Raw genomic sequence first — 22,858 nt, 5'->3', positions numbered from 1 at the left:
AATCCTTCCCCTTTGAGCCCCGCTTTACAAGGTCAGACGTAGGCGCCGGTGGTCCTCGGTTAGGTTCATGGCTTTGAGCGATTCCACGGTGTCGTGACCGGCGCGAGCGAACCGGCCGGAGAACGCGTCGAGTTCCCCGGACGCGAAGCCCAGTGCCAGATCGATCACGTCTTGTGGTTTGGTCCAGTCGTCATCACCACGCCAGTCGTGAACGGGCATGGAGGTGGTCATATCGGAGCGGATGACACCTGGGGCAAGTTCGAAGATCCGCAGACCCTTGTCATATCCGTAGTGGTGAACGGAGTCCGCCAGCCTAAACAGCGCGACTTTAGACGCCGAATATGCCGCATACTGCGGTGTTCCGTGCGAGCCTGAACCGGAGTTGATGTCAATGATGCGGGCGGGTTTGTGCGCTTCCGCTTTGCTCAGCAGGTGTGGCGCAAACGTGCGAATCATGTAGAACGGGCCCAGCACATTGGTAGTGATGGTGCGCTCCAGCTGTTCCGGTGGAACGTCCCACACGGGACCTTCGGGTGCTTCGATAACGCCTGCGTTGTTGATGAGAACGCCGAGGTCGTCCCCGGTTTCCGTTTCAATCTCACGGACCCTCGTGAGAAGGGCTTCAATTGCGTTGGGGTCGGTGACGTCGACGCCTTCCCCGTGGACGCGGTCGCCGTGCTCTATGCCCAGTTCTTGGGCCAGTTCAGCAGCGTGGGCGCTGGCTTTCGAGGCGTCAGTTGCCGTGAAGATGACGCGGTAGCCGGCGGTGAGAAACCCGCGGACCAGGTGGCTTCCGATTCCGCGGGTTCCTCCCGTGATGAGCGCGATCGTCATGAGCGCACCTCAACGCCGAACTTGGCGTGGGCGTTGTCGGTGGCTTTCACACGCAGAGCCGAAGCTTCGTCTGCGGTGAGGGTACGGTCGGCGGCGCGGAAGGTCATGCGGAATGCGACTGACTTCTTACCTTCGCCCACTTGGTCGCCCGTGTAAAGGTCGAAGATGTCCAGGTCTTCGAGTTCCGGCCCGGCACCTTCGCGCAGAGCACGCGCAAGGTCTGCCGCGGGGACTGATTCGTCCACGATGAGTGCAACGTCTTGGCGTGAAACTGGGTAGGTGGACAGGGCACCGTCCCACGCACGTTCAAGCGAGTGAGTGAACAGCGCGTCGAGGTCCACTTCGAAGGCGCACGTGCGGGCGGGAAGCCCCAGGTTTTCAATCGCCTTGGGGTGGAGTTCACCCGCGTGACCCACCACGGTGTCGCCCAGTGTGAACTCTGCGCAACGGCCTGGGTGGAATGGCGCTGTCTGAGCCGCGCGCACGTCCAGGGTCAGGCCCAGGGCTCCGGCGATGCGGTGGACGAGGTCGATTGCGTCGGTGGCTTCGACGTTACGGCCCTTACCCCACACGCCCAGGCGCTCAATTTTGCCGGTCATGACGGCAGCTGCGTGAAGTGGCTGCGGCGGAACGGCCGAACGCAGAGTTTCGAGTTCCTCTTCAGTTGGGTGGTAACCGGGGGCGAATGTGCCGGTCGCAGTGGCCTGTGCCTCTGGTTGCGTGACCAGGCCGGTTTCAAACACGAATACGTCTTTGAAGCCGCGTCCCAGGTTCTTGTTGACCGCGTCCGGCAGGGTTGCGAGCAGGTGGGAGCGCAGAAGTGGCTGGTCATCGGCCATGGGGTTGGCCAGGCGCACCATTGTGCGACGTGGGTCGTCTGCTTCGAGGAGCAGTGCGTCGCTACGGGTGTCTGCGGTGAACGGGTAGGTGAGAACTTCGGTCAGTCCCACGTGGGCCAGCAGATTCGACACCGTGCGCAGAGCCTTTTGGCGGTGGGTCAGGCCCGATCCGCCTGGCGCTTGAGGTGCGACCGAAGGGATCTGGTCGTAGCCGTTGACGCGCGCGATTTCTTCGATGAGGTCCTCGGGCCCCGTGAGGTCCGGGCGCCAGCTGGGCGCTGTGACAGCCAGGGTCGATTGCCCGTCAACCGCGTGGTCGACCTTGCATCCCACCGCAGTGAGAGCGTTCTCTACCTGCTCACTCGTGTAGTCCACACCTACGCGCTTGGCGGCAGCGTCGGCGAGGAGTGGGATCACGTTAGGTTCCGGGACAGACCCGACGACAGTCACCTCGGGCGCGATGGTGCCCCCGGCAAGTTCCTGCAGTAGCTGTGCGCAACGCATGGCGGCAGCTGGTCCCAGGTGTGGGTCGACTCCGCGTTCAAAGCGACGAGCGGCTTCGCTGGGGAGTTTGTGGCGGCGTGCGCTACGGGCGATAGTCACCTTGTCGAAGTGGGCGGCTTCAATGATGACCGAGGTGGTTGTTTCGCTGACCTCGGTGTCCTGCCCGCCCATGACGCCGGCCAGCCCGATGACGCGTTGACCATAGTTGGCTTCGTTGAAGTCCTGTTCAGGGTCCCCGGCGGGGGTTCCGGCGTAGTTGTCGGTGATGAGCAGGTCTTCGGGGTGGAGTTTGCGCTCAACGTCGTCCAGGGTGGTGAGTTTTTCCCCGGCGCGGGCGCGGCGCACCGTGATTTTGGAGCCAAGTTTGTCTGCGTCGTAGGCGTGGAGGGGCTGGCCCAGTTCCAGCATGACGTAGTTGGTGATGTCGACGACCAGGGACAGTGGTCGCATGCCGGCTTCCAGGAGGCGCTTTTGCATCCAGTACGGGCTTGAACCCTGTGCATCGATTCCGTCCACGCGCATGGCCGTGAAGCGCGAACAACCGTGCTGGCCGTGGATGGGTGCAGTGTCCTCGAGGTCCACGCGGTAGCCGTCCAGTGACGGTTCGGGGACGTCGATGTTGGCGGGGTCGTTGAAGGTTTGGTTCTTCAGTAGCGCGTATTCGCGTGCGATGCCCCGCATGGACAGTTGGTAGCCACGGTCAGGGGTGACATTGACGTCGAGTGTGGTGTGGTCAAGGCCTAGGAGTTTGATGGCGTCGTCACCGGGTTCACCGGTGAGACCCAGGTCTTTGAGCACGATGATGCCGCCCTGGTCTTCGCCCAGACCCAGTTCTTTAAGCGAGCAGATCATGCCGTCGGAAACGTGGCCATAGGTTTTGCGAGCAGCGATTTCGAAGTTGCCTGGGAGCACTGCGCCGGGCAGGCACGCGACCACCAGGTCACCTTCGACAAAGTTGTGGGCACCGCACACGATTCCGCGGGGTTCGTCCTCGCCTACGTCAACGCTGCACCAGTTGATGGTTTTACCGTTGGAGTGCTTTTCCTTTTCCAACGAAAGGACGCGGGCAACGACCAGCGGGCCGGTCACCTCGGGACCAAAAAAGTCTTCTTCTTCCAGACCGATTGACGCGAACTGCGCGGCCAGCTCATGAGCGTCCGGTGACGCGGAAAGGTCAACGTAGTCAGATAGCCATTCCAGTGATACGCGCATTAGTCCATTACTCCAAACGTGTGAGAAAAGCGGAGGTCGCCTTCCACCATGTCGTGCATGTCGTTGATTCCCTCTTTGAGCATGAGGGTGCGTTCAATACCCATTCCGAATGCGAAGCCCTGGTAGACGTCAGGGTCGATTCCGGCGGCGCGCAGAACGTTGGGGTGGACCATTCCGCAGCCACCCCATTCGATCCAGCCGGGACCGCCCACCTTGTTGGGGAACCAGAAGTCCATTTCGGCGCTGGGCTCCGTGAACGGGAAGTACGAGGGGCGCAGACGGGTGTGTGATTCGGGGCCGAACATGGCGCGGGCGAATTCGTCGAGCGTGCCCTTGAGGTTAGCCATGGTGAGGCCCTTGTCGATTGCGATGCCTTCGACCTGGTGGAAGACCGGGGTGTGCGTGGCGTCGAGTTCGTCGGTGCGGAAGGTCTTGCCGGGGCACACAACGTAGAGTGGCACGCCGCGTTCCAGCAGGGAGCGCGACTGCACGGGTGAGGTGTGCGTGCGCAGAACCAGGCCGGATTCTTTGGGGTCGGCGAAGAACGTGTCTTGCATTTGGCGGGCCGGGTGGTCTGGGCCGAAGTTCAGGGAGTCGAAGTTGAACCATTCGTGTTCAATTTCCGGGCCCTGGGCGACTTCCCAGCCGTGGCCAACGAAGTGGTCTGCGATCTGTTCTTGCAAAAGTGTCAGCGGGTGACGGGCACCGGTCTGGGCGCGGTTACTGGGGAGGGTGACGTCGATAGCTTCTTCGACGAGCACCTGGGCGTCGCGCTCCGCCTCGAGGGTGGCCAGGCGGGCGGCGAACGCCTTGTTCACACGACCTCGGGACTGGCCCACCAGCTTCCCTGCCTGCGCTTTTTGGGACTTGTCGAGTTTGCCGATTTCCCGGTTAGCAAGGGCCAGCGGGGACTTGTCGCCCATGTGCGCAATTTTTGCGTCTTTGAGTTCGTCAAGCGTGTGAGCCGCTTCAAATGCGTGAAGCGCCGTCTCAACCGCAGCGGTTACGGACGCTTCGTCCAATGGGTCACAGGCATGCTCTGACATGGGCCTTCTTTCTGTTGTCTGGTGCTTGTGCACGGGGCCGGGCTAACGCCATCTTAACGCCCAGCTTTAGGTGTAGTTGTGGTTGCGGGCCGATTCGTACAGGCACACGGCAGCCGCCGTGGCAAGGTTGAGGCTTTCGGCCTGGCCGTAGAGCGGGATTGCCACGGCCGAGTCTGCTTGTTTGCGGTCTTTTTCTGGCAGACCCCAGGCTTCGTTGCCGAATACCCAGGTGGTTGGTTGTGACAAGTCAAGGCCGGCGTCCCAGGGGACGTGGAGGTCGTGTGCCGGTGGGTGGGCGTCTGCTGCCAACACCTGAAGCCCGCGGGCGCGGGCGAGTTCGACCACCTCGGGAAGCCCCACACCGGTCACCACGGGAAGGTGAAACAGGGAGCCGGCGGTGGCGCGCACGGTCTTGGGGTTGTACACGTCCACGGACGAGTTGGTAAAGATGACGGAGTCGGCACCGGCGGCGTCAGCTACGCGGAGGACGGTGCCGGCGTTGCCGGGGTCGCGCACTTGGGACAGGACCACGACGAGTTTGGAGTCCTTGGTGATGGCTTGCGGGAGTTCGGTGTCGATGTGCTCGACGATGGCGACGATGTCTTGGGAGGTGACGGTGTCGGTGAGTTCGGCAAGGGCCGCCGAGGTGGCTTCCCGGATGGGGATGTTGGCGGCCTTGGCGTGTTCGAGGATGTCAGGGTGGCGTTCCGCCGCTTCCGAGGTGGCCCACACGTCAAGGATGGCGCCGGTTGGGCGGTGGCGGGTTTGGCCGTCTTCTACGCCAACGGTTGCGCGGTGGGGTTTTTTGGTGGCTTGGTGGATGAGAGCTTCGCGGACAGCTTGGGGGCCTTCAACGATGAAGCGACCCATTTTGGTGCGCCAGTTTCGTTTCGTCAGTTTCACCGCTTCGCGTAGCCGTTTGGATTGCGGTGTGAGCGGAGGGCCGGTGAGATTGGTGGCGGAGTTGCGGGGGTGGGCAGGGTCTGACATGTTAGCAACCCTAGCAAGGTCGCAGGGGCCCGGCCCCCGGAAAGTAGACACCGTGGGGGTGAAATTATTGGCTTTACTCTAGCGCATTGTTAGGAAGCGTGAGTTTCGTACTCAATGGGTGTGAGGTACTTGCACCAGGAATGCCTTCGGGTGGTGTTGTAGCGCGCACACCATGCGAAGACGTCGCGCCGGCAGACTAGCTGATTGGAAAAGACTTTCTGGTCTTTGAGCACTTCTCGTTTCAACGCCGCGTTAAACGACTCCGCGAGTGAATTATCAGCGCTGCTGCCAACTGCTCCCATCGACTGGGTGACGTTGAGTCTTCGGCAGACAGCCTGAAACTGCGATGAGGTATACACGCTGCCATGATCTGAGTGGAAGATCGCCCCGGAGAGACTGCCACGGGTACGGCGAGCATGCTCGAGCGCTTCTTCGACGAGGTCGGTGCGCATGTGGTCTGCGATCGCGAAGCCGACGAGCATCCGCGAGTAGCAGTCAATCACAGAAGCCAGATACATATTCGACCCGTCTGCGATCGGCAGATAGGTAATATCGCCGACGAGGATCCTATTGGCAGCTGGCGCAGTGAAGTTACGCTTGACCAGGTCAGCGAATATAAAGCGATGACGCTCACGCTGCGTTGTCGTGACCTTACGTTTTTTCGTGTAGCCGCGCAGCTGAAGCTTCCTCATAATCCGGGCGATGCGCTTATGGTTGACCGGTCCGGTGCTACTGTACGCATCGTTGAAAGTCAGCTCGGCGGCAATGCGTTTTGCGCCGTAGAGCTGCCTCTTGTCGTCGAAGATGGCCTGGACCTTGGCTCCGAGTATGGCATCATCAACCAGTCTGCGGTGCCGCTGGGCGCTGCTAGCTTTCCATTTGTAGTAGGAGCTGCGGTTTAACCCGAGTACGGTGCACATCCGCTTGACCGAGTAATCGGTGCGGTGGTCATCAACGAACCGGAAGCGGATCACCAGTTCGTCTCTTCCATGAAATATTTGGCTGCCTTACACAAAATATCGCGTTCTTCTTTCAGGCGGGCGTTTTCCTGTTGCAGCTGACGTAGCTTCTCAGCATCGGTCAGTTGCCTCGCACGATCAGCACGTAAGCCCGCTGAAAGCTGGGGTTTCGTGCCAGTTCCGTACTTATCAACCCATACGCGAAGCGTGGAGCGGTTGATCCCTAAATCAGCGGCCGCAGCGTTCAACGACACCTGTGGATCGTTCTCGTACATCGCGACCGCGTCGAGCTTGAACTGATCCGAATAAACCTTCCTAGGCATGGAGGTAGATTACCTTTCCCCGACTCAACACAGCCGGAATCAGAGGTGTCTACCAAACAGGGGTCAGGTCCCAGCCTAGAAATCGCGCCAAACATTCACTGAACGTTTGCTTCTCCATGCATTTAGCCAAAACCGACAACGGAACGCACGTACCAGACTATGACACGGTTAACCCTAGTAACCGTTCATGGTAGGCCTGAGCCACAGCATAAGTGGTCGCCAAGTCTTGCCAGTTCGACGAAAGTTATGGGCTTCAATTTTTCGATTTTGCACCCTTCAAGATCCCCTGCAGAAGCAAAAGTGAGGCTCTCAGCTATACGGATAATGTAAGCGCGCCCGCGCGTCGCAAGCTTTCTGTCCCGGCCGAGACGGACAGTACCTGATTGCCAAGGAACGCTTGACCCGATCCAAGGTCAACGAATCTGTTTTGCATTATCAGGACGCGGACATGATGAGCAGTCTCGTCGGTCTACACCAGCCTTTTTGCACTCACAGTTGACCGATCACGCCTACCAATTACTCCAGGACTGATGTGTAAGAACGCGCGGTGTGTGTCCGCCATGCGAACCATCGACTGCAACGAGGAGAAATCTATACGAAGCACACTCGGCAACTCTTGTTCTCTCTTTGTCGAGAACCAATCATGCATCTCTTCTTGCGAAACGTTCAGAACTTGTTCAATCACTGACCTAACACGTCTCGAACCTCATCGTCTCTTACTCCAAAGAACCAGCAGCCACCTACGAGCAGAAGACAGCAAGTCGCGGCGCTCCAAGCAAGCGTTACACCACTTACCGAGATGAGAACTCCAGCCAGAAGCGATGCCCCAGCCTTAGCCAACCCTGCAAATGCATTACGTAACAGCGTGAAACTACCCACCCGACTTGGCGTCGGTGCTTGGTTTGTTAAAACCTGCATTGCAAGCACATTTACAGTTCCGAAGAATGCGCATAGAAACAAAAGTATTGGTGCGATAAAAGGCGAGCGAACAAACACAAACGCGAAACAACTCGCACTCGCGAGCGGTAATGACCATTTCAAGATTGATACTAACGGAACCGCAGCAAAACTGAGGCATGCCCCCGCAACGACACCTCCAACGGACACGGAAACCGAAAGAAGAGAAAGATAGGATGCCGTCGAACCATCGACTAGCAAGTCCGCTAGTGGGGCAATCATCGTGTCAATGTACGGAAGGAACGCGCTACTTGGAACGGTAAACATCAAAACGATCACCATTATTCGCGACAAGTTTCCAGCCGATGTTTCTATTTTTCGTTCTGTAGCGCTGCGATCCACTCCGCGCTTAATACGATCATGAACTCCAAATCGATGGCGTGAACCCTTATGCGAAAGCGCAACATTAGCGAAGCACAACGAAAGGCAATAGAGAGCACATGTCAAAGCAAAACACCACACCACTCCTACAACGTCTATAAGCAGCCCTGCACATCCAGCGCCGACCAGCCCACCGACAATACCCAAAGCGGTCGATTTCTGTAACACGAGCGCACCTTCTACGCCGGGAAACTTTAACCTTATTACGCGACCCACAAACGCTTTATTGAACGCTTTTACAATGCTTAAGCTTGATTGCACCAATAACACTGTTGCCACAAAAGTAATCAGCGATGCGCTCATTGCTTGACTAAGAAGAAGGGCAAGAGACCCAACAACTAATATGAAATTGGAGATTGATAGGTGACGCTCAGTACCTTTCCGGTCAACAACAGACCGGAACACAATGCTTGCAATAACTCCAGGTAGATATGCAGTTGCACCGACAATTCCTACTAAGATAGAACTTCTTGTTGCAGAAAAAACAGAAAATATAAGAGCAAGACCTTGCATTGCTTCGGCACAACTTGAAGTGCAGTAAAATGCTTTTAACGCCAAAGCGTTTTGATGATTCTGATGTCTATGCGATGCACTCATTACACATCCGACATTCCGCGAGGAAGCCGCTCGAGCTTTTCATCTGTAGACACTGTCCACTTTCGGAAACTCCAGCCATGACCGACCCGGCATTCGACAAAGGAACTGAGGAGGCAGAAAGAGGCCGGTCTATACAACTCAGCGGTGAGCCGAGACTCGCGCCCATCATCAAGCACCTCAAAGTGACACTCAGCTTTTCGCAGTCCAATCACGCTTAACGTCCTATACACACATCCGTTGAATGAGTCACGTACGAGAATGAGTATTCTACGAGGCGCCTGAGCTACACGTTCCCGAATTATCAACTACTGGACAATCCTACTGTGACGTTGCGCACTTTTCTTGCGCACCGCCATGAAACCTTCAAAATCAGTGGTTCTCAAAAGTGTTGCAATCTCAGCAACACAACAACGTCCCTGCGCGCGACAGATCCTCTCTCACAGATCCGCATAAAAAATCGGGGCGGACTGAAGTCCACCCCGATTTTTACAGACCTAGTGCGTATCAGCACCCAGCCAGCAACCTGGCCAACGTCTACTTATGCAGCGTTGTTCTTAGGTGCGTTGACGTCAGCTGGGAGTGCCGACTTTGCAACCTCGACCAGCGAGGTGAAGACTGCTGGGTCGTTCACTGCCAGTTCAGCCAGCATGCGGCGGTCAACCTCAACCTGTGCGGCCTTGAGGCCCTGGATGAAACGGTTGTAAGTCATGCCGTTTGCGCGGGCACCGGCGTTAATGCGCTGGATCCACAGGCGACGGAAGTCACCCTTGCGCTGGCGGCGGTCACGGTAGCTGTATACCAGTGAGTGGATGACCTGCTCTTTTGCCTTGCGGTACAGGCGTGAGCGCTGACCGCGGTATCCCTTTGCGCGTTCGAGGATTACCCGACGCTTCTTCTTGGCGTTAATCGCCCTTTTCACACGTGCCACGTGTTCTCCTTAAAAATCTAAATGTGTTCAGCGGTAGTGAGCCAAGCGAGCGGCTTGGTCCACGTACGTGTCAGCGGCCCTTGAACTTACCCAGAAGCTTCTTGGCCTTGGCTGCGTCACCCGGTGCCAGTACCTGGTCCTGGGAGATCTGACGCTTACGCTTCGAGCTCTTGTGTTCAGCGAGGTGGCGGTTACCTACGCCTTCGCGCATGATTTTTCCGCTACCCGTAACGCGCACGCGCTTCTTCGTACCGCTGTGGGTCTTCTGCTTCGGCATTGTGCCGTCTCCTTACGTTTTACATCGACGACGCTCGTGAGCGCCGTTTTCTATTCAGCTGTGTGAGAGCTTTAAGCTTCTTCGCGTGCTTCGGCTTTAGCCTGAGCTGCGCGTTCGCGCCGCGACTTTACTTCAGCCTTCGTGCCCTTCGCGCCTTTGGTTGCGCGACGGCTTTCAGCCTTAGCATCGGCCTTCGATTTGACCGGCGCGATGACCATGACCATGTTGCGTCCGTCGACACGCGGTGCAGATTCGACAGTTCCCAATTCTGCGACGTCGTCTGCCAACTTGTTGAGCAGTTTCATACCCATTTCTGGGCGAGACTGCTCACGTCCACGGAACATGATCATGACCTTGACCTTGTCGCCACCGGAAAGGAAGCGACTGACATGGCCCTTTTTAGTTTCGTAGTCGTGGTCATCGATCTTGAGGCGGAACCGGATTTCCTTCAAAGCCATGTTGGCTTGATTCTTCCGAGCTTCACGAGCCTTCTGGGCAGATTCATACTTGAACTTGCCGTAGTCCATGAGTTTGACAACAGGTGGCTTGGCCTGAGGCGCAACCTCTACAAGGTCCAGATCGGCCGAGCGAGCAAGGTCGAGTGCCTTCCTGATGGCGACAATTCCAACCTGTTCTCCGTTTGGTCCGACGAGTCGAACCTCTGGAACTCGAATGCGATCGTTAATACGCGGCTCGCTGATGTGTTGCTCCTTCTCAAGATGATTGTTCACGAGTGGGGCACAAAAAAGGCCCCCTTTGCACAAAGGGAGCCCACATGAACGTTCGCACGAACGCATCCATCTGAAACACAGATATACATATCTTCTATTCAAATGGTGGTAACCCGGCTACTGAAAATAACCAAGGTGGGAGTGAAACTCCGCTTTGCACAGGCTCCAGCATACACGAACTGAAGCGAGAAAGAGAAATGTGGGCTTGTATGTCACTATTGTGGTCATGACGACCCACAGTTTTGACAATAGTGACTTTAATGCCGGCGATGATAACGGCGCCAGCAACAGCATTGACAGCAACGACGCCGAACAGCAGGCGTTACGCGACATTGCTGATGTGCCGGCGGTTGAGATTATTTCTTCTGCCGCGGTGCACTTGATGAGTGCAGCTGCTGTGAAGTGCGGTCTTGCAGAGGACACACCGGAGTCGAGTGGGCGGGATCTGCAGGATCTTGATGAAGCGCGCAAGTTGATTACTGCGTTGGCTGGGCTGGTTACGGCGGCTTCGACCGAGGTTGGCGATCACCATGCGCGCCCGTTGCGTGATGGGTTGCGGTCGTTGCAGTTGGCGTTCCGCGAGGCGTCGTCGATTCCGGATGCGCCAGGTAAGGGACCGGGCGAGAAGTTTACTGGACCTGTGAGCTAGTGCGGCGCTGGCCGTGTTGGTTAGTGGCCTAGTACCCATTCAGGGAACGGGTCTGTGTAGTTTTCCCATGCTTGGACTCCGTCGAGGAGTTCGGAGTCGGTGAGGGTGGCGGTGTCGAGCACTGCACGGAGTTCTGCGGCGTGAAGGTCAACACCTGTGATGCCAAGTTCTTGACCAAAAGCCAGTTGTTGATCTGGGGTGTCGCGTGCCGCTGGTTCTAGGGATACTGCGGGGCCGGTGTTACTCCATAGTCCCGTGATGCCGGGGCGGCTTGCGAGTCTGACGAATCCTGCTACGCGGATGACGGTTCCGCATATGCCCGAGGTGATGACACGGTCGAAGGCGCTGTGGAGCCGGGCTGGGTGGAAGGGGCGGAGGTTTTCGTAGAGGAACGAGGTGACGCGAGGGTGCGTACGCGGTGGCGTGTGGCTTGAGTTGAGTAGTTGCACCCACCCGGGCATGGTGAGTTCGGGGCTGATGGGCAGGTTACTGTGGATGGTTGCGCTGATTGACTCGGTGTCGCTCCAGATTATGCGTGCAGTTGGGTTGAGATGGCTCAGCAGGGCTTGAGCCATTTCCCATTCGAAGGGCTTCGCCCCTACTAAGCATATGTGGGTGGCGTATTCGATGCATCCGGCGGCGCATTGGCAGGCGGGGGTGCAGTCGTCGAGTGGTATGCCGTGTTCGAAGCGGACGTGGTGCACGTCAATGTCACTGGCGAGGTCGTCGAGTAGTGCGCGGGCTTCAACGGCTACGACGACTGCGCGTAGTTCGACGTCTGGTCGCGAAAGGGAGCCGATGATGTCTTCGACCTGCGCTGAGTGCGGGTAGTCGGCGACAATTCCGGGGTGAGTGCCCAGTTCCGGGAGTGGGCTTGGTTCTGGAAGTGAGTCTGTTGCGTGTAGTGAGTCGATGAGTCGTGAGCCGGCTGTGACGGGGTCGGTGGTTCCGATTGGGCGATAACGGTATCCGAGGTTGTGGGCGATGTCGGTGGCGGTGAGGTAGCGGGCGTCTGGCGATCGACCCACGACGGCTACGACTGGGAGAAGAGTCATGGCGAGGATCTTAGCGAGACTTTGTCGCTGGGACTAAGAGCCCGATAAATATGTGTTCATATCATGCGTGACCAGGCATTATACAAGCGGAGCCGAGCGCCCTAGAGTGTGCTTTCGACATTTTCTATGACTGTCCACGAGCACTACTAGCACTAGAGGAGCTACCCCATGAAGGTCCGAGCATCACTGCGATCCATCAAGAACCAAAAAGGCGCTCAGGTTGTTAAGCGCAAAGGCCGCATCTACGTGATCAACAAGCAGAACCCCCGCATGAAAGCCCGACAGAAGTAAGCATTCTTGCCCTTAGCCCTGCACTCTCATTAACCCTTCAGTGGAGCGCGTGCCAATCACGAAGGTGTGATTGGGAGGAGTGCTGGTTTTAGTACGTAACGTTAGGCCCACTAAAATATCCAAACATGCCGCCTAACATTAATAAGAAGAATTATCGTCTGGCAGACATGAGCCTATCGCCAGATGACGCGGTACCCTACCCTGACCCCGATGAAACGGCCGAAGTCATTGAGGACCGTATCGATATGGCTGAATTCGGCACTGTTTTGCATGTTCGGGAGTGGCGTGGCTCTGACGATACGGTGGAGCAGTTTGCTCTCATGCTCAATGTCTCCCCCGAACACGAAGCGTATAACCGGTGTCGGCAGCTCAAGGGCGGCATGGCAAATTTTGAGCAGGTGAGACGCACTGACACGTGGCACAGCACTATTCACAGCCATCAATATTTCATCGACTGTGACGAGTGTGATTGGCAACTTCACACGAAGCTAGTCGGAGGTATCCACAAGGATGAATCCCGCCGCGTCGTTCACGGAACGTTCCAAAAGCACTATTATGAAATGTTGTATCCGTTTGTCTACCTTGAGCGTTGGGAGGCCGGTAAACAATGAGCGAAGTGCAAAAACGACACTACAGCGCGCGTATGGCGGTTGCGCAACTGTTTCGTTCGTTCCTTGACGAAAACGGCGAGCGTGCCCGCCTCATGGAGCGACTGGGCGTTAAAACTATGCCAGTCATTATTCCGGCTCTGGGTGATACCTTGGCGTCGAACATTCGCGAAGCGGCCAACCGCCATTTCCAAAGCGGTGAGCAACATGTAGTCGTTCCGGTTTGCTTGCCAGTCCGAAGCTCCAAGACAATGAAGCTATTCATACTCGTTGTTTCAACGCAGGACACTAAGACTTTCTGGCAACTGGATATGAACGAACTTCACGACAGTGGTGAAATGGCACAGGTCGTCGAGACGCTAGACGCGCGCAAGAAGTGGGAGATTAAAGACCTTGACTCCCAGCAGCAAGAATTAAAAGACCTGGCGGCTTCGATTTAGCCGATAGCTAGAAGACAAAACCAGCCAACACCAAGGGCGCCTCCCCCAGTGGGGAGACGCCCTTGCGGGTTAAGCGAACCGTGCACCTACAGGAACACGCGCCTACAACAACTTGGCCCTACAGGAAGATGCCGTTTCCTGGTCCCAGTGGCAGATCCAGGAAGTACCAAATCGCCAGCAACGCCGCCCACGTAAGCCAGAACGGAATCACAAACGGCAGCATGCGCGAAACCAAGGTACCGATTCCCGCCTCGGGCTCATACCTGCGCAACAGCCCCAGGATCACAATCATGTACGGGTTCAGCGGCGTAATCACCTGCGTCGCCGAGTCACCCACACGGAACGCCGCCTGCACAAACGCCGGCTCCAGCCCAATCAGAGCGAACATGGGCACGAACACACCAGCCATGATCGTCCACATGGACGACCCAGAAATAATGAACAAGTTCAGCACACTGGCCAGCAGGATGAAGCCAATGATCACGGGGAACCCGGTCAGGTTCGCGGCCTTGAGCCCCTCGGCGCCAGTCACCGCAATCCACGACCCAATCCCCGTCCAGTTAAACAGCGCAATGAACTGCCCCAGAATGAACGCCAGCACCAGGAAGCTAATCATGTCGATGAGCGCCTTGCCCATCATGTCGACCACATCGGCCATCTTGGTGACGGTCTTCACGACCACACCGTAGACCACACCCATCCCCATGAAGTAGATGAACACAATAAATGCGATCGACGACAGCAGCGGCGACTGCGGCAGGAAGCCACCTTCTTCATTTCGCCACGGCGAGTTCGGAATCAGCACGGCCCACAGCAAGATCACCGTCAGAATCGCACCGAAAATCAGCGACGCAATCAGCGCCTTCTTCTCAGCCGGCTTCAGGTACTGCGAAATCTCCTCGCCCTCGCCAGCCTCGGCTTCTTCCACCTTCTCACGCGGAGAGTTAATGCGTTCAAGCTGCGGCTCCAACACCCGGGAGATGATGAACCCACACACAATCGCCAGCGCAATCGACGACGCGATGTTGAACCAGTAGTTGGACACCGGGTTAACCGCCGCGTACTCCTGCCCCGGCAGGGTGTTCATGACCGAGGTGGTAATTCCCGCGAACAGAGCGTCCAGTGACGTGGGTACGAGTGCAGTAGAGTAACCGGCACCCACTGCGGCGAACCCTCCCAGCAGACCAGCCACCGGGTGACGCCCCGCCGCCTTGAACACCAGAGCGGCCAGTGGCGGAATCACCACGAACGCCGAGTCAGCCATGATCGACCCGGTCACACCCACGATCCCCACCGCGTACGGCAACAACCAGCGCGGCGAGGATCCGAACGCCACGCGCACCATAGCCGCGAGCATTCCGGTCTTTTCAGCCACACCAACCGCCAACAGAATCGGCAAAACGGTCACCAGCGGCGGGAAGCCAATGTAGTTATCACCCAGCATCGTGGTGAACCACGACAGCCCCTCACCCGTGAACAAGCCCTTAATCGCAATAGTTTCAGGGCCTTCTTTTCCTGGCACCTCAACGGACACACCGGCCATCGCCATAGCGGTGGACACGACTCCAGTAATGAGGAACAGCCCCAGGAACAGGGTGAACGGTTCAGGAAGTTTGTTTCCGACTTTCTCGACACCCTCAAGCATTCGCACGGACAGCGAAGGCTTGGCGTCTTTAGCCGAGTTGGTGGCACTACTCATTGTGTCTCCAAGGTTTGTAGGTCTGTGGTAAAAGCCAGACGGCTTCCGGTCGAAGCCAAGTGGCCCCAAGTGAAAGAATCGTCAGTTAAAGAAATTCGGCACATCCATCCGCCCTCCGGCGGCTTCAAAATCGGCAGTCACGCTCGCCGCGAGCTCGTCGTCAAACAGGAAGTCAGCCGCCGTCATGGCCAGGCCGTACGCCCCGTCAACAACGCCCTTCGACGCGCTCTGGGACCCAGATGCCGCTTCAAACGCCCGCGTGTGCAACGCCACCGATTCGTCTGAAATCTTAAGTAACGGGTGGATCCCTGGCACGCGATACGACACGTTCCCAAAGTCGGTCGACGCCGCAATCGACTCGTCAAGCACACCCGCCGGCAACGGCTGCCGCCCCACCGTGTTCTGGTGCTTCACCCACCTGTCGGTCAGCGGCTGGTTCGTGCGAATCGGAAGGCTCGGCGGGTGTACGTCCCACTGCAACTCGACCGCCGTACCCGTCATCAACGCTGCGCCCTGCGCCACATCATGCACACGCTCCGACAAGTCTTTCAGCGTCTCCGGGAACTTCGACCGCACGTACACCTGCACCTGCGCTTCCTCGGTGACGATCGACGGGCGCGTGCCACCTTCCGGAATAACCGCGTGGATTCGGTCAATCGGCGGCATCTGCTGCCTGAGCAACCCCAGCCCCTGGTAGAACAGGTTGGCCGCGTCCAACGCGTTGCGTCCCATGAACGGTTGCGCCGAGGCGTGCGCCGACACCCCCTTGTACGTCACCGTGAGCGTGCGCCGGCCCAGCCACACTTGGTCGGCACAGTCGTATCCGTACCCGTGCAACATGATGGCCGCGTCGAGCGAATCAAACGCACCTTCCCGCGCCATGTACTCCTTGCCGGTGTGCCCCTCCTCGGCGGGCGTGCCCAGCAGGACCACCTTCCCCGGCAACTGCGCCTTCGCATGCGCGCGAGCCAGCACCAAGAACGCCCCCACCCCGGTCGCACAAATGACGTTGTGCCCGCACGCGTGCCCGATCTCCGGCAACGCGTCGTACTCTGCCAGGATGCCGATAGTGCGCCCGGTGGACTCGCCGTCACCGACCTCGGCCCCGGCATCTCCACCCACCTGGGCGAGCACGGAGGTTTCCACCCCATACACTCCCGTCTGCGCGTCAATACCGTGCGCCCGCAACAGCTCAACGATCGCTTGGGCGCTCTCCCGCTCCTCAAACGCGGTCTCAGCCAACTGGTGAATCCGCGCGGACAGCTGGTGAAGGTCGTCAGTCACCGCCTCCAGCTCCTGCTTGACTACCTGCGCAAACGCGTCCGGCGCTCCCCCATCCCGAGGTGGTTCATAGGTCCGCCGTGCGGCCCGTTCCGCGGTGGCGCGGGCGATCTCGTCGGCGTAGTGCGTCGACGGTGGAATCGGCTCCGAAAGGTTCGTTCGTCGAATTTCCATGGTGTGATCGTACTCTCAATTGAACGATTTTGGAACGGTCGCTCGGTGCGTCTCATACATCGACACCCTATTGATCGCGGACATGCGACCATCACTACCGCACTGATAAACTCGTTCGCGCGAAAATGGTCCAACCACCAGCAGGAGAGTTCATGGACAACTTCACGACCAACGACTTTGGCATACCCGTTGGTTCTGACCGGCACTCCTTGTCCCTGGGCCCCGACGGCCCGATCCTCCTCCAAGACCATTACCTGATCGAAAAACTCGCCCACTTCGACCGCGAGCGCGTGCCTGAACGTGTTGTCCACGCCAAGGGCGGTGGCGCGTTTGGAACGTTCACGGTGACTGAAGACGTGTCGTCTTTCACTCGCGCGGCCGTGTTTCAGCCAGGCACTAAGACCGAGGTGTTAGCCCGGTTTTCGACTGTGGCCGGTGAGCAGGGCTCGCCTGACACGTGGCGCGACCCTCGCGGGTTCGCGCTGAAGTTTTACACCACCGAAGGCAACCTGGACATCGTTGGCAACAACACCCCGGTGTTCTTCATTCGTGACGCAATCCAGTTCCCCGACTTCATTCACTCGCAGAAACGCAGGTCAGACTCTGGTCTGCGCGATAACACTATGCAGTGGGACTTCTGGACCCAGAACCCCGCCTCGGCCCACCAGGTCACGTACCTCATGGGTGACCGGGGTGTCCCGCGTTCGTGGCGCGAACAGAACGGATACGGATCGCACTCGTTCCAGTGGATCAACGAACAGGGTGAACGCTTCTGGATCAAATACCACTTCATTTCACAGCAGAAGTCCGCATTCATCGAAAAGTACGGCCACGAAGGCTTCTCCCAAGACGAAGCCGACCAGATGGCCAGCGTGGACGCCGACTTCCACCGCCGCGACCTTTTCGAAGCGATCCAAGACGGCAACTTCCCCAGCTGGGACCTCGAAGTTCAGGTGATCCCCTACGAAGAAGGCCTGAACTACCACACCAACATTTTCGACGTCACCAAGACCGTATCGAAGAAGGACTACCCACGCATCAAGGTGGGCACCTTGACACTGAACCGCAACCCGGAAGACTTCTTCGCTGAAATTGAGCAGGCCGCGTTCTCCCCGTCATCACTGGTACCCGGAACCGGACTGTCACCAGACAAAATGCTCATGGGTCGCCTGTTCAGCTACCCGGACACGCACCGTCACCGGATCGGCCCCAACTACGCACAACTGCCCGTCAACAAGCCACGCGCAGCAACCAAACGTAGCTACAGCCGCGACGGTGCCATGACACATGAAAACTACCCCAAGGAAATGGGCGAATACGCGACCAACACCTACGGTGGCCCACAGGCTGATTCAGAACGGGTCACGGAACAGAACATCACCGCGTTCTCCGGTGACGCAGTCCGCGCAGCCGCTACCTTGCGTGAGAACGACGGGGACTTTAACCAGGCAGGCGACCTGGTGCGCAACGTCCTCGACGACGCCGCTCGCGACCGCCTTGTGGGGAACATCGCCGGACACGTCATGGCGGTGACCGACGACCAGCTACTCCCCCGCATCTTCCAGTACTGGCGCAACGTTGACGCCGAACTGGGCGCACGCGTGGAGTCCGTGGTGACCGCTACGCGCGCTGAGCGTCAGTAAAACTCATAGTGAGCGAGTCAACCAGCTCAACAACCTGCTGCGTTTGACTCAATTCCGCGTTAAACGCCTGGACTTCTTCCGGCTGGGGCTCGCGGTTCACACGGACGGTGAGGGACACCTCGGGCCCGGAGGTCACCACGTTCGCCGACCCCACGCCCACGGCCACGGATTCAATCCAACTGTGACGCCCGGCAACCTGAGCCACCGCGTTCACCACCTGCGGGTTCGCCCACGCTGGCGTCCAGTCCAACCCTTGCAGCCACGCCCACAGCGCTGGCCTACGAATCAGGAAGGCCCGTTCACTTCCTGGATCGAGCACCACCAGTTGCGCGCCCTCTTCAACCGCGGCCGCGCCTAAGCGTTCCGCCTGTGTGGGCACCGGCCGGGCGTTTCCATGCCACGCCGTCAAGGCGCGAATCCCGGTGAAGGCCGGGGTGCATTCACGACCGTCGGCGGCCGCCAGCCTGACCATGGCCATTTCGCTCTTGTTGTCGTGTACCAGCCCGCGTTCGTCAGTAGTGTGCTTGACGGCGGTGGGGAGCACCGGCGCGTACACGCGTTTTTCACGTAGCGCCCCAATAACCTGTTGGTGCAACGCCGGCTCAAACGGGCTCGCATGAACTGCGTCGAGGGCGTCGAGGAGCGCTTGGTCTGCCTCCCCCGTGTCACCGGAAAACGGGTTGGGTTTGAGGTCGCGTCCAGCCCACGGCGTTCCCGCGGAATCAGCCGTGTTCTTCCCCTGGTTTTCGTGGCTCATTCGCTGGCGACGTCCAGAGCTTCAGGGAGTGTGAACTTCCCGGCGTATAGTGCCTTCCCCACGATCGCCGAGTCGACACCTGATGGAACCAGCTCGCGCAACGCAGCGATGTCATCAAGCGACGCGATTCCACCTGACGCCACGATTGGCTTCTGTGTCTTTTCCGCGATCTGCTTGAGCAGTTCCGTGTTGGGCCCCCGCAGGGTGCCGTCCTTGGTGACATCGGTGACCACGTACCGCGAGCATCCGGCTTCTTCCAGCGCCGCCAGAACTTCCCACAGGTCGCCGCCGTCACGGGTCCATCCGCGAGCCGCCAGCGTGGTTCCGCGCACGTCCAGACCAACCGCGACCTTGTCGCCGTACTCGTTGATCACCTGCGCGGTCCACTCAGGGTTTTCAAGCGCCGCAGTGCCGATGTTGACGCGTTCGGCACCTGTATCAAGCGCACGTTCGAGGCTTTCGGTATCGCGAATCCCACCCGACACCTCAACCTTGATGGACAGGGACTTGGTCACCTGCTCCAGCAACTTCTGGTTGGACCCACGACCAAACGCCGCATCGAGGTCCACGAGGTGAATCCATTCGGCACCCTGCTCTTCGAACGTGCCGGCAACTTCGATTGGCGAACCATATTCGGTTTCCGTCCCCGCCTCGCCTTGCACCAGGCGGACCGCGCGCCCGTCGGCTACGTCAACGGCGGGAAGAAGGGTGAGTTTCGCTGAGTCTACGAGGTTGGTCATTGATTCTCCTTGCTGCGAACGTGCTTCAGCCAGTTAGTTAAGAGTGTGAGTCCAGCGTCTCCCGATTTTTCTGGGTGGAACTGGGTTGCCCAAGTGGGCCCGTCTTCCACGGCGGCGATGAACTGTTCGCCGTGGGTGCACGTGGTGTTGAGCGCTCCGGGCACGTGCGTGTGTGCCGCGTATGAGTGGACGAAATAGAAGTGTTCATGTTCGACACCTGCGAACATCGCTGACCCTTGTGCAGGGGTCACGGTGTTCCACCCCACGTGTGGAACGACTGGAGCGTTGAGGTGAGTGACCGTGCCCGACCACAGTGCTATGCCCGAGGTGGTTGTCCCGTGCTCTGTTCCTGACTGGAAGAGGATCTGCTGGCCCACGCAAATGCCCAGTGTGGGCTTGTTCTGCTGGTGGCGTGTGCGCACAATGTCGTGGCCACCCACGCGTTCGAGCGCATCCATGACGGCGCTGAAGGCTCCAACCCCTGGGATCAGCAGTCCATCTGCGTCCAGCGCAACGTCACGCTCACCGGTGAGCGTGACCTGCGCTCCTGCGGATTCGAGCGCGCGAACCGCGGATCGGACGTTTCCCGACCCGTAGTCCAGCACCACGACCTGCGTCATTTGCGTCTCGCTAACAACGCATTGATGCGATAGAGCGAGAACCCGAAGATCACCGCCGCGACCACGACACCGGCCCACGCGATTGGGTTGATGTTAAGCGCTACGAGCGCACCGAGCACGATCCCAATAAACCCGACGAGCGCCACGACCATCCACAAAAGCGCGGTGCGCGCAAGGGCAGCGCGCTCCGGGGTCATGGTTGCCGCCGAGGCTTCGTACCTACTCATCGCCGTGACGTCGATGGCGCCCTCGGCAGTTTTCGGTTCAATCGTTTCGAGCAGTAGCTTCTCCACGATGTCCGGCAGGTTGTTCAACGCAAGCCCTGCGGGAACATCGGCTTCGCGCTTTCCATGGCGGTAGTGTCCGGCGTCGATGTGTTCATCCGCACGGGTCAGCAGCAAGACTTCGTGCTTCCCCGCCAGTTTGGAAATCGCCGAGGCTGCCCGGTTGCCTTCCTCGGTTGAGGACGACTGCTGCACGACCGCTGAAAAGTCACCGACCGGGACGACGTACCCGTCGATGTTGTTGAGTTTGCATGCAGCGGCAAGCTGTTTGGGCAGTCCAAACGGGGTGACGATGACAGTCCGGCTCACAAGGCTCCTTTTGTGGATGGAATGGCGTCGGTGCGCGGGTCAGGTTCGACTGCTGTGCGCAGTGCTCGCGCGAACGCTTTGAACTGGGCTTCGGCAATGTGGTGGGGGTCGCGCCCCGCCAGCAACGTCACATGAGCTGTCAGCCCAGCTGAAATACTTAGCGATTCTAACGCGTGCCCCACCATCGATCCGGTGAAGTGCCCGCCGATCAGGTGATACTGCTGCCCCTCAGGTTCTCCTGTGTGAACGAAGTACGGGCGCCCGGAAATGTCGACCACTGCCCGCGCCAAGCTTTCATCAAGTGGCACATACGCGTGTCCGTACCTGCGGATACCGGCTTTTGTGCCCAGCGCTTCTTTGAGCGCTTGGCCGATCACAATCGCTGTGTCTTCCACAGTGTGGTGTACGTCGATGTGTGTGTCGCCGGTTGCGTTGATCTCAAGGTCGATGCATGAGTGCTTGGACAGCGCCGTGAGCATGTGGTCGAAAAACGGAACGCCCGTTGAGATGGTTGAGGTTCCGGTTCCGTCGAGGTTGAGGGTGACGGTGACGTCGGATTCCGAGGTCGTTCGAGTAACCGTTGCTGTGCGGGTCATGCCTGTCCTTGGAGGTGAGGGTGGGTGCGCGTCACGTCGGTGATTGCGCGAATGAATTCCGTGGTTTCGAAGTCGGTTCCCGCGTTGACGCGCAAGTGCCCGGGGATACCGTTGTTGCGCACCAGGACGCCGTGTGCGAGAAGCGCTTCGAACATCGCCTGCGGGTCCGTGACGTTTCCGAACATCAGGAAATTCGAGTCACTGGACACGACCGAGTACCCCAGTTCCGTCAACGCTTGACTCATGGTGTTGCGCGATTCCACAAGGCGTTCCACGTTTTCCAGCAGTGCTGGCGTGTGTTCAAGCGCTGCACACGCCGCCACCTGAGTCAGGCGTGACAGGTGATACGGCAGACGCACCAGGCGCAGAACATCAATGAAGTCCGGATGCGCAACGGCGTAACCGACGCGCGCACCGGCAAAAGCGAACGCTTTACTCATGGTGCGCGAAACCACCAAACGCGGGTTGTCTGGAAGAAGATCGAGCGCAGTTTGGAATCCTGGCCGCGCAAATTCGGCGTAGGCCTCGTCGACGATGACGATACCTGCCGTCTCTTCAAGAACTGCTTCTACGACCTGAATCGGAGTTGAGCAACCCGTGGGGTTGTTGGGGGTACAAATGAAGGTGATGTCTGGCTTGTTCTCACGCACAGCGTTAACTGCCGTGTCCACATCAAGCGTGAAGTCGTCGTTGCGTGAGGCTTTGATCCATGTGGCACCCGTCGATGTGGTGATAAGCGGGTGCATCGAATAGCTTGGCTCAAATCCGAGTCCTGTGCGCCCTGGTCCCGCAAACGCTTGGACAATGTGGGACAGAACCTCGTTCGAGCCATTGGCTGCCCAAATCCATTCGGGCGGAATCTGAGTGAGCTCACCGTTGCCCTGCTTTTGCAGAACCGTGGACAGGTACTGCGACAGGAGCTCCCGCAGGCGAGTGAACTCACGGTCCGGATAGCGGTTGAGATGTTGAAGCTGCTCCCCAAGATTCTTCTGCAACGCCTCGACCACGACTGGTGGAACGTCATACGAGTTCTCGTTGACGTTGAGGCGCACTGGCACATCATGCACTGGCGCGCCGTAGGGCTTCGCACCGCGCAGATCGTTTCGAACCGGGAGATTTTCAACCACGCCACGA

At 58.6% G+C, this 22,858-nt stretch carries 23 protein-coding genes; 5 read left to right on the top strand and 18 right to left on the bottom strand.

The features are described 5' to 3' along the window. Positions 1-24 precede the first annotated feature (24 nt). The 9 genes from JOE56_RS09350 to infC form a co-directional block, all read right to left on the bottom strand. Complete coding sequence (locus JOE56_RS09350; RefSeq protein WP_102239611.1) at positions 25-834, bottom strand: SDR family NAD(P)-dependent oxidoreductase; 810 nt, start codon at positions 832-834, stop codon at positions 25-27. Next, positions 831-3,389, bottom strand: coding sequence for a phenylalanine--tRNA ligase subunit beta (gene pheT, locus JOE56_RS09345; protein ID WP_102239612.1), 2,559 nt, complete (start codon positions 3,387-3,389; stop codon positions 831-833). The genes JOE56_RS09350 and pheT overlap by 4 nt, the downstream gene beginning before the upstream one ends. Further along, positions 3,389-4,435, bottom strand: a complete 1,047-nt coding sequence (gene pheS, locus JOE56_RS09340) for a phenylalanine--tRNA ligase subunit alpha (protein WP_102239613.1) — start codon at positions 4,433-4,435, stop codon at positions 3,389-3,391. Before pheS ends, pheT begins: the two co-directional genes overlap by 1 nt. Positions 4,436-4,501: 66 nt before the next feature. Next, on the bottom strand, positions 4,502-5,425 hold the full coding sequence (locus JOE56_RS09335) for a TrmH family RNA methyltransferase (RefSeq protein ID WP_180965400.1): 924 nt from the start codon (positions 5,423-5,425) through the stop codon (positions 4,502-4,504). An 89-nt stretch (positions 5,426-5,514) separates the two neighbouring features. Continuing rightward, positions 5,515-6,707 (bottom strand): IS3-like element IS3502 family transposase gene (locus tag JOE56_RS09330; protein WP_204514702.1). Its coding sequence is split into 2 segments (ribosomal slippage): positions 5,515-6,419 and positions 6,419-6,707, totalling 1,194 coding nucleotides; the frame shifts between segments, so codons are not numbered across the junction. Between the two features lie 681 nt (positions 6,708-7,388). Next, positions 7,389-8,642 (bottom strand): MFS transporter, encoded by a 1,254-nt coding sequence (locus tag JOE56_RS09325; RefSeq protein WP_146004649.1) that lies wholly within the window; start codon positions 8,640-8,642, stop codon positions 7,389-7,391. 538 nt (positions 8,643-9,180) lie between these two features. Then, complete coding sequence (gene rplT, locus JOE56_RS09320; RefSeq protein ID WP_102238813.1) at positions 9,181-9,570, bottom strand: 50S ribosomal protein L20; 390 nt, start codon at positions 9,568-9,570, stop codon at positions 9,181-9,183. Between the two features lie 70 nt (positions 9,571-9,640). Next, positions 9,641-9,847 carry a 50S ribosomal protein L35 gene (gene rpmI, locus JOE56_RS09315; RefSeq protein WP_102238812.1) on the bottom strand — a complete coding sequence of 69 codons (207 nt, stop codon included), beginning with the start codon at positions 9,845-9,847 and terminating at the stop codon, positions 9,641-9,643. 71 nt (positions 9,848-9,918) lie between these two features. After that, entirely contained in the window at positions 9,919-10,578 is a 660-nt protein-coding gene (gene infC, locus JOE56_RS09310; RefSeq protein ID WP_239271608.1) for a translation initiation factor IF-3, read from the bottom strand. 226 nt (positions 10,579-10,804) lie between these two features. On the opposite strand from infC, the gene JOE56_RS09305 reads away from it, so the two are divergent. Then, entirely contained in the window at positions 10,805-11,227 is a 423-nt protein-coding gene (locus JOE56_RS09305) for a DUF1844 domain-containing protein (RefSeq protein ID WP_239271609.1), read from the top strand. A 20-nt stretch (positions 11,228-11,247) separates the two neighbouring features. On the opposite strand, the gene JOE56_RS09300 is transcribed toward JOE56_RS09305, so the two are convergent. Further along, positions 11,248-12,282 carry a GTP-binding protein gene (locus JOE56_RS09300; protein ID WP_102238810.1) on the bottom strand — a complete coding sequence of 345 codons (1,035 nt, stop codon included), beginning with the start codon at positions 12,280-12,282 and terminating at the stop codon, positions 11,248-11,250. A 168-nt stretch (positions 12,283-12,450) separates the two neighbouring features. Between JOE56_RS09300 and ykgO the strand changes: the two genes are divergently transcribed. The 3 genes from ykgO (at position 12,451) to JOE56_RS09285 (ending at position 13,621) form a co-directional block, all read left to right on the top strand. After that, positions 12,451-12,573, top strand: coding sequence for a type B 50S ribosomal protein L36 (ykgO, locus tag JOE56_RS09295; protein WP_005883678.1), 123 nt, complete (start codon positions 12,451-12,453; stop codon positions 12,571-12,573). Between the two features lie 125 nt (positions 12,574-12,698). Further along, entirely contained in the window at positions 12,699-13,184 is a 486-nt protein-coding gene (locus tag JOE56_RS09290) for a hypothetical protein (protein WP_102238809.1), read from the top strand. Beyond that, on the top strand, positions 13,181-13,621 hold the full coding sequence (locus JOE56_RS09285) for a hypothetical protein (protein ID WP_146004648.1): 441 nt from the start codon (positions 13,181-13,183) through the stop codon (positions 13,619-13,621). The genes JOE56_RS09290 and JOE56_RS09285 overlap by 4 nt, the downstream gene beginning before the upstream one ends. Positions 13,622-13,739: 118 nt before the next feature. Here the strand turns inward: JOE56_RS09285 and JOE56_RS09280 are convergent, their stop codons facing one another. Both JOE56_RS09280 and JOE56_RS09275 read right to left on the bottom strand, forming a co-directional pair. Continuing rightward, the gene (locus JOE56_RS09280; RefSeq protein WP_102238807.1) at positions 13,740-15,320 is read right to left on the bottom strand and encodes an AbgT family transporter; all 1,581 of its coding nucleotides are present in this window, start codon (positions 15,318-15,320) and stop codon (positions 13,740-13,742) included. A gap of 81 nt (positions 15,321-15,401) precedes the next feature. After that, a complete protein-coding gene (locus JOE56_RS09275; RefSeq protein ID WP_204515753.1) occupies positions 15,402-16,775 on the bottom strand; it encodes a M20 family metallopeptidase in 1,374 nt (457 codons plus the stop codon). Between the two features lie 152 nt (positions 16,776-16,927). Between JOE56_RS09275 and JOE56_RS09270 the strand changes: the two genes are divergently transcribed. Beyond that, positions 16,928-18,418 (top strand): catalase, encoded by a 1,491-nt coding sequence (locus tag JOE56_RS09270; protein ID WP_102238806.1) that lies wholly within the window; start codon positions 16,928-16,930, stop codon positions 18,416-18,418. Here the strand turns inward: JOE56_RS09270 and JOE56_RS09265 are convergent. From JOE56_RS09265 to JOE56_RS09240, 6 genes are read right to left on the bottom strand one after another with little or no spacing between them, the layout of a single operon-like run. Next, on the bottom strand, positions 18,396-19,175 hold the full coding sequence (locus tag JOE56_RS09265; protein WP_102238805.1) for an SseB family protein: 780 nt from the start codon (positions 19,173-19,175) through the stop codon (positions 18,396-18,398). The two genes, JOE56_RS09270 and JOE56_RS09265, sit on opposite strands and share 23 nt — an antisense overlap. Further along, complete coding sequence (gene priA / locus JOE56_RS09260) at positions 19,172-19,915, bottom strand: bifunctional 1-(5-phosphoribosyl)-5-((5-phosphoribosylamino)methylideneamino)imidazole-4-carboxamide isomerase/phosphoribosylanthranilate isomerase PriA (protein WP_204515752.1); 744 nt, start codon at positions 19,913-19,915, stop codon at positions 19,172-19,174. The genes JOE56_RS09265 and priA overlap by 4 nt, the downstream gene beginning before the upstream one ends. Then, a complete protein-coding gene (gene hisH, locus JOE56_RS09255; RefSeq protein WP_102238803.1) occupies positions 19,912-20,535 on the bottom strand; it encodes an imidazole glycerol phosphate synthase subunit HisH in 624 nt (207 codons plus the stop codon). The genes priA and hisH overlap by 4 nt, the downstream gene beginning before the upstream one ends. After that, positions 20,532-21,128 carry a hypothetical protein gene (locus JOE56_RS09250; protein ID WP_102238802.1) on the bottom strand — a complete coding sequence of 199 codons (597 nt, stop codon included), beginning with the start codon at positions 21,126-21,128 and terminating at the stop codon, positions 20,532-20,534. Before JOE56_RS09250 ends, hisH begins: the two co-directional genes overlap by 4 nt. Next, positions 21,125-21,724, bottom strand: coding sequence for an imidazoleglycerol-phosphate dehydratase HisB (hisB, locus tag JOE56_RS09245; RefSeq protein WP_102238801.1), 600 nt, complete (start codon positions 21,722-21,724; stop codon positions 21,125-21,127). Before hisB ends, JOE56_RS09250 begins: the two co-directional genes overlap by 4 nt. Next, positions 21,721-22,851: a histidinol-phosphate transaminase gene (locus JOE56_RS09240; protein WP_102238800.1), complete on the bottom strand. Its 1,131-nt coding sequence runs from the start codon at positions 22,849-22,851 to the stop codon at positions 21,721-21,723. Before JOE56_RS09240 ends, hisB begins: the two co-directional genes overlap by 4 nt. Positions 22,852-22,858: the final 7 nt, after the last annotated feature.

This window comes from Brevibacterium paucivorans (genome assembly GCF_016907735.1).
GTDB classification, from domain to species: domain Bacteria; phylum Actinomycetota; class Actinomycetes; order Actinomycetales; family Brevibacteriaceae; genus Brevibacterium; species Brevibacterium paucivorans.
Note: the sequence above shows the minus strand (reverse complement) of the source record. Positions and strands in the feature narration are given on the sequence as shown.